The 13,457-nt window shown below is 64.9% G+C and carries 9 protein-coding genes and 3 tRNA genes; 11 read left to right on the top strand and 1 reads right to left on the bottom strand.

Translation table 11 applies throughout. The features are described from left to right. Nucleotides 1–3 precede the first annotated feature (3 nt). A complete protein-coding gene (locus QM470_RS10900; RefSeq protein ID WP_283339270.1) occupies nt 4–909 on the bottom strand; it encodes a LysR family transcriptional regulator in 906 nt (301 codons plus the stop codon). Nucleotides 910–1,073: 164 nt separating this feature from the next. On the opposite strand from QM470_RS10900, the gene QM470_RS10905 reads away from it, so the two are divergent. From QM470_RS10905 to QM470_RS10955, 11 genes are all read left to right on the top strand, one after another. Next, nucleotides 1,074–2,309: a CaiB/BaiF CoA transferase family protein gene (locus tag QM470_RS10905; RefSeq protein ID WP_280011552.1), complete on the top strand. Its 1,236-nt coding sequence runs from the start codon at nt 1,074–1,076 to the stop codon at nt 2,307–2,309. Then, on the top strand, nt 2,306–3,286 hold the full coding sequence (locus QM470_RS10910; RefSeq protein WP_283339271.1) for a hydroxymethylglutaryl-CoA lyase: 981 nt from the start codon (nt 2,306–2,308) through the stop codon (nt 3,284–3,286). The genes QM470_RS10905 and QM470_RS10910 overlap by 4 nt, the downstream gene beginning before the upstream one ends. A gap of 275 nt (nt 3,287–3,561) precedes the next feature. After that, nucleotides 3,562–4,497: a Bug family tripartite tricarboxylate transporter substrate binding protein gene (locus QM470_RS10915; protein ID WP_283339381.1), complete on the top strand. Its 936-nt coding sequence runs from the start codon at nt 3,562–3,564 to the stop codon at nt 4,495–4,497. Nucleotides 4,498–4,658: 161 nt separating this feature from the next. Beyond that, complete coding sequence (uvrC, locus tag QM470_RS10920; RefSeq protein WP_283339272.1) at nt 4,659–6,605, top strand: excinuclease ABC subunit UvrC; 1,947 nt, start codon at nt 4,659–4,661, stop codon at nt 6,603–6,605. A gap of 176 nt (nt 6,606–6,781) precedes the next feature. Then, the gene (gene pgsA, locus QM470_RS10925; RefSeq protein WP_280011549.1) at nt 6,782–7,348 is read left to right on the top strand and encodes a CDP-diacylglycerol--glycerol-3-phosphate 3-phosphatidyltransferase; all 567 of its coding nucleotides are present in this window, start codon (nt 6,782–6,784) and stop codon (nt 7,346–7,348) included. A gap of 621 nt (nt 7,349–7,969) precedes the next feature. Further along, nucleotides 7,970–8,242, top strand: a complete 273-nt coding sequence (locus QM470_RS10930) for an HU family DNA-binding protein (protein ID WP_043387285.1) — start codon at nt 7,970–7,972, stop codon at nt 8,240–8,242. Between the two features lie 16 nt (nt 8,243–8,258). Continuing rightward, nucleotides 8,259–8,334, top strand: a tRNA-Val gene (locus tag QM470_RS10935). Between the two features lie 405 nt (nt 8,335–8,739). Next, nucleotides 8,740–10,644 (top strand): peptidylprolyl isomerase, encoded by a 1,905-nt coding sequence (locus tag QM470_RS10940; RefSeq protein WP_283339273.1) that lies wholly within the window; start codon nt 8,740–8,742, stop codon nt 10,642–10,644. Nucleotides 10,645–10,712: 68 nt separating this feature from the next. Beyond that, nucleotides 10,713–10,788, top strand: a tRNA-His gene (locus tag QM470_RS10945). An 88-nt stretch (nt 10,789–10,876) separates the two neighbouring features. Further along, a tRNA-His gene (locus QM470_RS10950) sits at nt 10,877–10,952 on the top strand. A gap of 392 nt (nt 10,953–11,344) precedes the next feature. Next, nucleotides 11,345–13,453: a tetratricopeptide repeat protein gene (locus QM470_RS10955; protein ID WP_283339275.1), complete on the top strand. Its 2,109-nt coding sequence runs from the start codon at nt 11,345–11,347 to the stop codon at nt 13,451–13,453. Nucleotides 13,454–13,457 lie beyond the last annotated feature (4 nt).

Below are 13,457 nucleotides of genomic sequence, written 5' to 3' on the forward strand. Positions count from 1 at the left end.
ACTTCAGTCGGCGGCGGGCTGGCACAGGTGCTCGGCCATCAGCTGGGTGACGGGGGACAGGGTTTCGGTGGCGCGCACGCACAGCATCAGCTCGCGTTCGGCCCAGGGCTCTTGCAGCGCAATGCAGTGCAGCGGCAGCGTGCCCAGGTAGAGGCGGGCGCTGCCTTCGGGCAGGATGCCGATGCCTAGGCCGGAAGCCACCATCAGGCACAGGGCGTCATAGCCGGTCACCTTCATGCGCAGGCGCGGCTGCAGGCCCTGGTCGGCGGCCGCGCGCGTGACCAGGTGGTTGAGCGCGCTGCCGGCATGCATGCCCACCCAGTCGTACTGCACCAGCTCGGCCAGGCGCACGCTGCGCCGTCGCACCAGGGCATGGCCGTGGGGCACGACCACGGCCAGCCGGTCGCGCCGGTAGGGGCGCAGCTGGATTTTCTCGCCATAGCTGCCGTTGTTGAGCAGGCCGATATCGGCCTCGTTGTCGGCCACGGCACGGGCAATGTCGGTGCTCACGCGCTCCTGCAGGCGCACATCCACCTGCGGGTGCTGGGCCAGAAAGCGCTGCAGCTGCGCTGGCAGGAACTGGGTGATGACCGAGATGTTGGCCACCACGCGCACATGGCCGCGCAGGCCGCTGCCGTGGTCGCGGCCGTAGTCCTTGATCTGCGTGGCAATGCCGTCCAGCTCGTTGAGCACGCTGCGCGCCATGTGCAGCAGCGCATAGGCGGCGGCGGTGGGCTGGCTGCCGCGGTTGCTGCGGGTGAAAAGCTCCACCTGCAGCTGGGCTTCCAGTTCGGCCAGGCGGCGGCTGGCGGCAGACGGCGCAATGTGCTCGCGCGCGGCGGCGCGGGCGATGGCGCTTTCTTCCATGACGGCCACAAACAGGCGCAGGGTGACGGGGTCGAGCTTCATACAGTGCAACAAGAGGGGGTGTCATTATCCCGTCACCCGGTCCGGCTATGCCGAAATGCGATGGCAGCTTCGCATTTCAGCGTTTTGCACACCGCGCGACCGGCGGCAAGATGCCCGCACAAAGGCCCGGAGACCATGGGCCTGGGATATGGAGACAAGACGCGATGTCCACAACGCAATGGATACGGGACCCCGCCACCCAGACTGCCACGCCGCGCGCGCTGCAGGGGGTGAAGGTGGTCGAGATGGGGCAGCTGATTGCCGGCCCTTTCTGCGGCAAGACGCTGGGTGAATTTGGTGCCGATGTGGTGAAGATCGAGGCGCCCGGCGCCGGCGATCCGCTGCGCAACTGGCGCCTGATCCAGGACGGCACCTCTGTCTGGTGGCAGGTGCAGTCGCGCAACAAGCGCTCCATCGCGCTGGATCTGCGTCAGCAGGAAGCGCAGGACCTGGCGCGCAAGCTGATTGCCGAGGCCGATGTGCTGGTGGAGAACTTCCGCCCCGGCACGCTGGAAGGCTGGGGCATGTCGCCCGAGGCGCTGCACGCCCTCAACCCCGGGTTGGTGATCCTGCGCATCTCCGGCTACGGCCAGACCGGACCGTACCGCGATCTGCCGGGGTTTGGCGTGATCGGTGAAGCCATGGGCGGCCTGCGCCACCTGACGGCCGAGCCCGGCCGCGTGCCGGTGCGCGTGGGCGTGTCCATCGGCGACACCCTGGCGGCCCTGCATGGCGTGATCGGCGTGATGATGGCCCTCTACCACCGCAAGGTGAATGGCGGCCCGGGCCAGGTCATCGACGTGGCGCTGCACGAAGCCGTGTTCAACGTGATGGAAAGCCTGCTGCCCGAATACAGCGCCTTCGGTGCCGTGCGCGAAGCCGCCGGCAGCGCGCTGCCGGGCATCGCCCCGTCCAATGCCTACCCCTGCCAGGACGGCTGGGTGCTGGTGGCGGGCAATGGTGACTCCATCTTCAAGCGCCTGATGGGCGTGATCGGCCGCCAGGACCTGGCCGATGCGCCTGACCTGGCCGACAACGCCGGCCGCGTGGCGCGGGTGGCCGAGATCGACGGCGTGATCGGCCACTGGACCCGGCAGCAGACCGTGCAGCAGGTGATGGACCAGTTGGGCGCCGCACGCGTGCCGGCCGGCAAGGTCTACACCGCCAAGGACATTGCCGAGGACCCGCACTACCGTGCCCGCGAGATGATCCTGACCCAGCACACCCGCGACGGCCATGCGGTGGAAGTGCCCGGCATCGTGCCCAAGCTCAGCGCCACGCCCGGCACCGTGCGCAGCAGCGCCCCCCATGTGGGCGACGACACCGATGCCGTGCTGGCCGAAGTCGGCCTGACGGCCGACCAGATTGCGCAGCTGCGCGCCAAGGGAGTCATCCAATGAACAGCCAGAACCTGTGGCAGGGTGCGGGTCGCCGCATCTACATGAATGAAGTCGGCACGCGCGACGGTCTGCAGATGGAGCAGGCCTTCGTGCCCACCGAAGACAAGATTGCGCTGGTGAATGCGCTGTCGGCGGCGGGGCTGTCCAAGATCGAGGTCACGGCCTTTGTCTCGCCCACGGCCATTCCGGCGCTGCGCGACGGCGAGGTGGTGATGCGCGAAATCGCCCGCCGCCCCGGCACGGTCTACACCGCGCTGGTGCCCAATGTGCGCGGCGCCGAACGCGCCATCGACGCGCACACCGACGAGCTGAACCTGGTGATGTCGGTCAGCGAAACGCACAACCTCTGCAATCTGCGCATGCAGCGCAGCCAGTCCTTCGCCGCGCTGGAGCAGGTGATTGCCACGGCGCAGCAGGCCCGCGTGCCGGTGAATGTGTCGCTGTCCTGCTGCTTCGGCTGCCCCATGGAAGGCGATGTGCCGCAGGCCGAGGTGCTGGCCTGGGTGCAGCGCTTTGCCGACCTGGGCGTGCAGGGCGTGACCCTGTGCGACACCACGGGCATGGCCTACCCCAGCCAGGTGCATGCCCTGGTGGCCGCGTGCAAGGCGCTGTGGCCGCAGCTGGGCCTGACCCTGCACTTCCACAACACGCGCGGCATGGCGCTGGCGAATGTGCTGGCCTCCATCGATGCGGGCGCGGACCGGTTCGATGCCTCCATCGGCGGCCTGGGCGGCTGCCCGTATGCCCCCGGTGCTTCCGGCAACGCCTGCACCGAAGAGATCGTGCATGCGCTGGCGCTGATGGGCTATGACACCGGCGTGGACCTGGAGCTGGTGGTGGCGGCGGCGCGTGCGCTGCCGGCGCTGATCGGCCACGACACGCCCAGCCAGATCGCCAAGGCGGGCTGCCGCCTGGATCTGCACCAGCCGCCGGCCGACTTTGCCGCACTGCGCGAGCGCGCCCTGGCGCGGGCCTGATCCGATGCGATCCGCGATCCATTGATGGGCTGACAGCACGCCCGGTTCCATGCGGGGGCATGGAGCAGGGACGCACTGTCCGCCTTCCACCAAGAAGCTGCAGCCACCCGGCCAGCAGCCACTGCACCGGCAGGTGCCCAGGGAGAAAGATCCCTGGCGCCCTGCACCGATAACAAGCCTGAATGGCACACCCCAAGGAGATTTGTATGCCTTCCATTTCGCTGTCCCCACGTTGCACCCGCCGCCGCCTGCAGGGCGCGGCACTGGCTGCGGCCATGGCGCTGGCCCTGCCGGCCGCCGGCTGGGCCCAGGGCAACTACCCCAACAAGCCCATCACCTTCATCGTGCCGGCTGCGGCCGGTGGCACCACCGACCTGTCGGGCCGCATGGTGGCCCAGGCCCTGGCGCCGGTGATCGGCCAGAGCGTGATCGTGGAAAACAAGGGCGGCGGCAACGGCAACCTTGCGGCTGCTCAGGTCAAGCGCGCACCGGCCGATGGCTACACCCTGCTGATGCAGTACTCGGGCTACCACGTGATCTCGCCCCACCTGAGCAAGAGCCAGACCTGGCAGCAGAACGACTTTGTGCCCGTGGCCAACCTGGTGTCGGCGCCGCAGATCATCGTGGTGCGCGGCGACCTGCCGGTCAAGGATATGAAGGAACTGGTGGCCTATGCCAAGGCCCATGCCGGCAAGCTGAACTACGCCTCCTCGGGCAATGGCTCGCTGCAGCACGTGACCGGCGCCATGCTGGAACAGCAGGCCGGCATCCACATGGTGCACGTACCGTACAAGGGCACCGGCCCGGCGCTGCAGGACCTGCTGGGCGGCCAGGTGGACCTGACCTTCGGCACCGCGCCGCCGTTCATGCCCCACATCCAGAGCGGCAAGCTCAAGGTGCTGGCCGTCACCGGCAAGGAACGCCTGCCTAGCCTGCCGAACGTGCCCACCACGGCCGAAATGGGCTACCCCGGCGTGAACGCCACCTCCTGGTTCGCGCTGTTTGCCCCGGCTGGCACGCCCCAGGCCGTGATCGACAAGCTGGCCGCCGACGTGAAGACCGTGGTGCAGGACCCGGCGTTCAAGAAGAAGGCCGAAGAGCAGGGCGCCACGGCCGACTACATGGCGCCGAAGACGCTGGGCACCATGGTGGCCGGCGATCTGAAGAACTGGGCCGGCGTGGTCAAGTCCGCCAATATCCAGGCGGAATAAGCCGCCGGACCCGTAGATCCCACCCGGCCACACCCCCAAGGCCGAACACAGGCCGGGGCAGCGCATGCCAGGCGCTGCCCCGGCTTTTTTTAGGGGTGCGCCCGCATGCCCATGGCCTGCGGGCGCGGCAGCGCGGCGCGCGCCAACGCACAATACGGGCCATGGCTTCTGATGTGCATTCCGCCGAACTCCTGGCCCAGGTGGCCGCCTTGCCCGCGCTGCCGGGCGTCTACCGCTATTTCGATGCGGCGGACACCCTGCTCTATGTGGGCAAGGCCCGCAACCTCAAGCGCCGCGTGGGCAGCTACTTCCAGAAAGACCATGGCGGCACGCGCATCGGCCACATGGTCAGCAAGATCGTGCGGCTGGACACCACGGTGGTGCGCTCCGAAGCCGAGGCGCTGCTGCTGGAAAACAACCTCATCAAGACGCAGCACCCCAAGTACAACATCCTGTTCCGGGACGACAAGAGCTACCCCTATCTGAAGATCACCGGCGTGGCTGGCAAGGACGGCAAGGCGGGCGAGTCCGCCGGCCAGATGTTCCCGCGCATGGCCTACTACCGCGGCAGCGTGGACAAGCGCCACCGCTACTTCGGCCCGTACCCCAGTGCCTGGGCGGTCAAGGAAACCATCCAGCTGCTGCAGAAGGTGTTCCGCCTGCGCACCTGCGAAGACACGGTGTTTGCCAACCGATCGCGCCCCTGTCTGCTCTACCAGATCAAACGCTGCACCGGGCCGTGCGTGGACCTGATCTCGCCCGAAGCCTATGCGCTGGACGTGCGTAATGCCGAAGCCATGCTACGCGGCGAAACCGATTCCCTGCTCAAAAGCATGGAGCGGCGCATGATGGAACATTCCGACAAGCTCGAATTCGAGCTGGCCGCCGAGGTGCGCAACCAGCTTTCGGCGCTGTCCACCGTGCTGCACCAGCAGGCCATCGAAACCGCCGACGACCGGGATGTAGACATTCTGGCCGTTAAGGTGCAGGGCGGCCGCGCCTGCGTGAACCTGGCCATGGTACGCGGCGGCCGCCACCTGGGCGACCGCGCCTACTTCCCCAGTCAGCTGGACGATGCCATGGGGGTCTACGCCACCGAAGATGAGGCCGAGCAGACCCAGGCCGTGGAAGTGCGGGTGCTGGAGGCCTTTGTGGCGCAGCACTACATCGACGTGCCTGTGCCGCCGGTGCTGCTGGTCAGCGAGGCCATGGACCCGCAGCTGACCCAGGCGCTGTCGGAGCAGGCCGGCTACAAGGTCGGCAGCCAGCACCAGCCGCGCGGCCAGCGCCGCATCTGGCTGGAGATGGCGCAGCAGAACGCGGCCATCCAGCTGGCACGGCTGCTGTCCGAAGAAGGCTCGCAGCAGGCCCGCACCCGTGCCCTGGCCGAGGCCCTGGACCTGCCGCAGGAGGGGCTGGAAAACCTGCTCATCGAATGCTTCGACATCTCGCACACGGCCGGGGAGAGCACCCAGGCCTCGTGCGTGGTGTTCCACCACCACAAGATGCAGGGCAGCGAATACCGGCGCTTCAACATCAACGGCATCACCCCTGGCGACGACTATGCCGCCATGCGCCAGGTGCTGACCCGCCGCTACAAGCCGGTCGCCCAGGCCCTGGCCGAAGCCGGTGGCGCCGAACTGCCGGCCGGCGCACCGCGCCTGCCGGACCTGGTGCTGGTGGACGGCGGCAAAGGCCAGGTCAGCATGGCGCGCGAGGTGTTCACCGAGCTGGGCCTGGATCTGGCGCGCATCGTGGGGGTGGAGAAGGGCGAGGGCCGCAAGGTGGGCCTGGAAGAGCTGGTGTTTGCCGATGGCCGGCCCAAGGTCTACCTGGGCCACGACTCCGCCGCGCTGATGCTGGTGGCACAGATCCGTGACGAGGCCCATCGCTTTGCCATCACCGGCATGCGCGCGGCCCGTGCCAAGGTGCGCACCGGCAGCAGCAGCCTGGAAGAGATTCCCGGCGTGGGCCCCAAGAAGCGTGCGCGCCTGCTGCAGCGCTTTGGCGGTGTGCGCGGCGTGACCGACGCCAGCGTGGAAGACCTGATGACGGTGGAGGGCATCTCCGCCGCGCTGGCCGAGGATATTTACCGCGCCCTGCACTGAAGCGGCGTGGCGGCGGGTGCAAACACATCGGTTCACACCGGTTCGCGCCGTGCCAGGCTTCGTTTGTGGTGGTTTCGGCGCGTGAACCGGGCCTGCAGCGGCCCGGCAGTGGACGCTGCAGGCCCATGCGCAAGGGCTACCGGTGAAAGCCACGGTGGCGTGCCACAATCGCCCCCATGTTTTTCACCATCCCCACTGTGATGACCTGGACGCGCATCGTCGCGATCCCGCTGATCGTCGGAGTGTTCTACGCCCCTTTTGATCCCGCCACGCGCAACCTGATTGCGGCGGTGATGTTCATTGTTTTTGCGGCCACCGACTGGCTGGATGGCTTTCTGGCCCGCCGGCTCAACCAGACATCGTCCTTTGGGGCCTTTCTGGACCCGGTGGCAGACAAATTCCTGGTCTGCGCCTCGCTGCTGGTGCTGGTGCACCTGCAGCGGGCCGATGTGTTTGTGGCGCTGATCATCATCGGCCGCGAAATCGCCATCTCCGCGCTGCGCGAATGGATGGCCCATATCGGTGCAGGCAAGAGCGTGGCCGTGCACATGATTGGCAAGGTCAAGACCATGGTGCAGATGGTGGCCATTCCCTTTCTGCTGTACGACGGCAAGGTCGCCGGCGTGGACACCGGCTACTGGGGGCACTGGCTGATCTGGCTGGCCGCCGTGCTGACCGTGTGGTCCATGGTGTACTACCTGCAAAAAGCCATTCCCGAAATCCGCGCCCGCGTGGACAAATAAGCCGCTGCATCGCCTGGGCAACCCAGGCGCGTGCGAACAGCTATTGACGCAATAGCAATCCCGGGGCGTGCAGGTGGTTGCTTCACCCCGTCATCTCAGGCCGTCACCGCATGCGGCGTCCACTTGCCTCGGTCCCGCAAGGCCGTTCTGTGCAGCTGCCTACCGGTGCTGCACCGCGCCCGCGCCCTGTACAGACGGCAGCGCCAGCGTCGCTGATGCGCCACGCTCCCGCGGCGCACCCCATCCCCAAGGCCCACAGGCATGCACCAAACCGCGACTTTCCGGGGCGTCGGCAGGCTCCAATGTGGTGCGGTTTGTGCAGCGCGGCGTCTGCGCTGCAGGCGAAAAAACGGCGGAAACGCCCACCGGCAGGGGCTGTGTTTGCACAAATCCTTGCTGCACGCGGGGTCTGCCGGTTTGTCAATGCGGAAAGTCACGCGTCACCCTTTTGCGCAAAAAACCGAGGCACTTGCGAAAAAGCGCGAAAAATTGCGTCTAGAATCTGCCCCAACGCGGTACTGCCAGTCAGGTTACTCTGTGCTGCGCTGGTGTAGCAAAGCATGCGTCACACGAGTGGCCCGCTTTCACGACGTTTAAACCCATTTTCTCGAGAGGCATCTTGTGAATAAGACAGAACTGATTGAGCACATCGCTAACAACGCCGACATTTCCAAGGCAGCTGCTGCACGCGCTCTGGAATCGACCATCGATGCGGTCAAGAAGACCCTGAAGAAGGGCGGCACAGTCTCTCTGGTGGGCTTCGGCACCTTTGCCGTCGGCAAGCGCGCTGCACGTACCGGCCGCAACCCCCGCACTGGCGACACCATCAAGATCAAGGCTGCCAAGGTGCCTAAGTTCCGTCCGGGCAAGGCCCTGAAGGATGCGCTGAACTGATACAAGGTTTTCGGTTGGGTCCTTAGCTCAGTTGGTAGAGCGGCTCCTTTACACGGAGTAGGTCGGCGGTTCGAGACCGTCAGGACCCACCACAAAAATCCTGGAAGGACTTGGAGTGATCCAAGTCCTTTTTCTTTGTCTGTACCTTGGGTAGTGCAGGCGTTGCGGTGCGTGGCAGCGTTGGACCAGTGTTGGACAGCACCTGCGCAGCGTGGCTGCAGGGCGCCGGCTGGCAAGCCGCAGCGCTGCGGAAGGTACTGCCGCGCGGTGCCCGCAGGTCTGCCCGTAGTGGCATCCATGCGCCGCTGTTGGGGGAGTCGAAAACCCTCAAGTAGAATAGCCCGGCTCACCTGCTTGCAGCCTTGCTGGCTGCGGGCACTGCGTGCGACGGTGATTCCCTTTCGCCACCGGTTCATGCCGAACCGGTTGGCAGGCCAAGGCGGACCCTGCGGTTCGCCTTTTTTCTTGCATCTGCAGCAGCTTCAGAAAGTTTGACTATGCTCGAATCCATCCGCAAGAACTCCAAGATCGTGATGATCTTGCTGTTCCTGCTGATCATTCCCTCGTTCATTTTTGTCGGTATCGATCGCAGCTATTTCACGGAGTCGAGTCCGACCGTGGCCCGCGTGGACGGCAATGACATCAAGCAGTCCGACTGGGACAACGCGCACCGCGTGGAAAGCGACCGCATGCGTGCGGAGATGCCGAACCTGGACCCCAAGCTGCTCGACTCGCCCGAAGCCAAGTACGCCACGCTGGAGCGCATGGTGCGCGACCGCGTGCTGACCGCTGCCGCACAGAAGATGCACCTGACCACCAGCGACGCCCAGCTGGTACGCACCCTGCAGGGCATTCCCGCCATTGCCTCGCTGCGCAAGCCCGATGGCACGCTGGACGCCGACGGCTACCGCGCCCTGGTGGCCTCGCAAGGCATGACGCCCGAAGGCTTTGAAGCCAATCTGCGCCGCAACCTGGCCCTGAACCAGGTGCTGGGCAGCCTGCAGGAAACCTCCCTGACCACGCCCGCCACCACCGACGCCGCGATGAACGCCGTGCTGCAGCGCCGCGAAATCCAGGTCGCCTTGTTCAATGCAGAGCAGTACAAGGCCGCACTGCAGCCTTCGGCCGACGAGATCAAGGCCTACTACGACGCCCACCAGGCCCAGTTCCGCAAGGCCGAGCAGGCCGACATCGAATACGTGGTGCTGGACCTGAACACGGTCAAGCAAGGCATCCAGCTGAACGAAGACGATCTGCGCACCTACTACAAGGAAAACGCGCCACGCCTGGCCGGTGTCCAGGAAGAGCGCCGCGCCAGCCACATCCTGATCAACGCCCCGCAATCCGCCAGCGCTGAAGAGCGCGCCAAGGCCAAGGCCAAGGCCGAGGCGCTGCTGGCCGAAGTGCGTGCCAAGCCCGAGACCTTTGCCGAAGTGGCCAAGAAGGAATCGCAGGATCCCGGTTCGGCCGCCAACGGTGGTGACCTGGGCTTCTTCGGCCGCGGCGCCATGGTGGCTCCGTTCGAACAGGTGGCATTCAGCCTGCCCAAGGGTGGCATCAGCGATGTGGTGGCGACCGATTTCGGTTTCCACATCATCCAGGTGACCGACACCAAGCAGCCGCCCGTGCCCAGCTACGAGCAGATGCGTCCCAAGATCGTGGAAGAGCTGCAGCAGCAACAAGCCCAGCGCAAGTACGCGGAAGTGGCGGACAGCTTCTCCAACCTGGTCTACGAACAGGCCGACAGCCTGCAGCCCACGGCCGACAAGCTGGGCCTGAAGGTGGTCAAGGCCACCGGCGTGCAGCGCACGCCCAAGCAGGGCGCCGAAGGCCCTCTGGCCAGCGCCCGCTTCCTGGAAGCCCTGTTCACGCCCGAATCGCTGGACTCCAAGCGCAACACCGAAGCCGTGGAATTCGGCACCAGCCAGATGGTGGCCGGCCGCATCACCCGCTACGAACCTGCGCACACCGAGCCCCTGACTGCCGTGGAAGCCGACGTCAAGCGCCTGTGGGTGGCCGACAAGGCTGCCGAGATGGCCAAGAAGGCCGGCGAAGACAAGCTGGCCGAATGGAAGGCCGATGCCGCCAAGGCGCAAGGTCTGGCCGCTGCCCAGGTGATCTCCCGCAACGACCCCAAGGGCCTGCCGCGTGAAGTGGTGGACGCCGCCCTGGTGGCCCCTGTCAAGGACGGCGCAGCCGCCTGGACCGGCGTGACCCTGGGCAAGAACGGCTATGCCGTGGTCAAGGTCAACAAGGTGCTGGCGCCCGAGGCGCGCGATGCCGAGTTCGAACGCCAGGCTGCCCAGCAGTACGTGCAGCTGTGGTCTTCCGCCGAAGGTGCTGCCTACTACGAGACGCTGAAGAACCGCTTCAAGGTGCAGATCAAGGTCCCTCGCCCTTGAGAAATGGAAAAGATTTCAGAATCTCTCCGGGGGCTCTGAAAAGCGCGATACAATAGCAATCTCTTCCGGTGGCTGTAGCTCAGTTGGTAGAGTCCAGGATTGTGATTCCTGTTGTCGTGGGTTCGAGCCCCATCAGCCACCCCAAAATTTCTTCTTCTTCCCCGCGCGGTCTGCCTGCAGGCCGCTCTGGAAAGAAAACCCCAAGAAGCATCTTCTTGGCAAACCTCTTCCGGTGGCTGTAGCTCAGTTGGTAGAGTCCAGGATTGTGATTCCTGTTGTCGTGGGTTCGAGCCCCATCAGCCACCCCAAATAGAAAAAGCCTCTTGATCCGTCAAGGGGCTTTTTTGTTTTTGCCTCTCCCGTTCGCAAGCCATGCTGCACATGCGCTGAGCACGCGAGGGCGTTCCGGTGGGTCGGTGGCACGCCTGCCTGTTGGAGCTGATTGGATACTGCGAAGTGGTGTGCAGGCTCCACAGAAGTGCATCGTTTAAATCCCAGCCAGGCCATGCGCAGACGAACGGTTGCCGCACGGGCACTTCTGCAGAACCAACACATCTCTGCCTGCCCTTGGCTATTGTGGTTGACCAAGGGCATATCCTGGGCTGCCGATCCCCAATGCAGATGGGCATAAAGCCGTGTAGCCAGTTCGCTGAACTGGCGATAGAGTTGCATTTGCATACAAAGATCACGGGAGGAAGGCATGGATTCCCAGGGGGAAAGCGGTTACTTGGAGCAGGCCAAAGAGCTTCACGGTGCGGGGCGATTTGAGGAAGCGGCAGCAGCGGCGCACACCGCCACGTCGCTGGACCCGCAAAATGCAGACGCCTGGTGGCTGTTGGGGTTGGCGTTGCGGGACAGGGATGGCCATGGGAGTGGAATCAACGCATTTCAGCGGGTCACCGAGTTAGAGCCGAACTTCTCTGGCGGCTGGTTCGAACTGGGCAGTGCCTACCATGCCAGTCAGCGACGCGAAGAAGCGATCACGTCTTATGAGCAGGCGCTTGCCATCGATCCGGAGCACCTTCCGGCCATGCAGCTGCTGGCTCTCGCACTCAAGGGGGTAGATGCCGAGGGTGTACCGGCACGCCGGCTTGCACTGCTGCGTATGGTCGATGAGAAGAACGCACTCGACGCTGACGACCTGTTTGAGTTCGCGTTGCTATTGAGTGAGCAGGGTGCGTACGCCGAGGCGCTCGGTGTGTACCAGCGCTATACGGACGCGGCCGGGCAACACGCGTCGGTGGCCTACTTCAATCAGGCGCTCTGCTACCAGCTATTGGACCGTGATCTCGACGCATGGGATGCCTTGCACACAGCGCAGCGAAATGGTTACCAGGGCGAGCGCCTGGAGAGGAGGCTCGCCGATGTTCGGGGCAATCTGCAGCGCTTGCGCCTGCAGGTGGTTGACGGCCCTGAGATGCTTGCGCAGGAGGACTGGTTTCAGCACTATGTCAATCCGTTCACGCTGCTGGATGTCCGACCGGAGGATGTCTCCGACAACCCGAAGGCACTCCAGAAAGCCAGGCAGGCACTGTTGCACGAAATCGAACTGGAAGAAGGCAGGGTATCGTGGCTGCCGGGCCTCTTCATCGACAAGTCCGCCGCACTGGTGCTGCTGGCTGAACTGGATACGACCGAGGGGTTCGTGGCGCACAGCGCTGTCTACAACAGCCCAGGGCTCAACGATTTCCTGAGCAAGGGAAGTTTGGCGCACTTTCTGGTGGCTGAGGATGAGAGCAGCGAAGCGGTCCTGCCTTATGAAATCAGTGAAAAAACGTTGGCCATCATCGGGCCGAAGTTTGCGCTGCAGTTTGACAAGGTGCTCTCGCAGGCCATCGAGCAGAGGAACCTGCCAGCGCTGCGGTGCTTGCTGAACGGACGGCGCTGGGTCTTGCCTTCTCAGCAGGAGGCCTGCTGGACCAGTTCCAAGCGCGTCGTCATGCGCCTGTGCGAGCCGCTGTGTGAGCTCGCAAAGTCCGACATCTTGGTCGGTCTGCCCGAGACCCAGGCAGTTTTCCGCGAGGACAAGTTCGGCGAGCTGCTGGCTTTGCTGCCGGTGGAGTTCCATGAAGCGCACACCACGGTCAGCACTGTCCTGCGCGATATCCTGCGTGCCTATTACCCACGCGAGATGGATATGAAGGCCGCACAGGCCATCCTGGAGCTGGGTCGGGCATGCGCCTATAAGCTGCCCTCGCTGACCCATCAATTCGAACAGGACGCGCAGACGATCCAGGAAGAGCTGGACAAGGAAGCGCACCTCCACCTCAATGACAAGAGCATCTCCATCACCAGGGCCGGCGTCGTTTTCGGCGATCAGCATCTGGCCCCCAAGGACATAGTGGGGGTGCGCTGGGGGATGACGCTCCTCAGCGAGCGGCCGCGGACCATCCAGCACAACGTCGGTTTCGAGGCTCGCAGGGGGCCGAACCTGGAAGTCAAATGGGTGTCGTCTGTGGACCTGGACGCCCAGCGCGATTTCTGGTGCAAGCTGGCGGATGCCACCATGGCCTTCATCCTGCCGGATGTACAGGCGGATTTCACCGATCGGCTGGAGCGACGGGAACCCACCAAGGTGGGTCCGCTGATGGTCACCAAGGAGGGAGTGGAACTCACGACCAAAGGCTGGTTTTCCGAAAAGCGGCGGTTGGTCGAATGGCCGCAACTGAAGGGCACACTCTCGGACGGTGCGCTGATCCTTCAGGATGCCCTCAATCCCAAGACCATGGGGGTGCTTCCCATGAACAGCACCTACAACGCGCCGCTGTTGTTCCTGATCACCGAAAAAAACGGAAACGCAAATCCATGACTTC

The organism is Comamonas sp. 17RB, from assembly GCF_030056555.1.
GTDB lineage: Bacteria > Pseudomonadota > Gammaproteobacteria > Burkholderiales > Burkholderiaceae_C > Comamonas > Comamonas terrigena.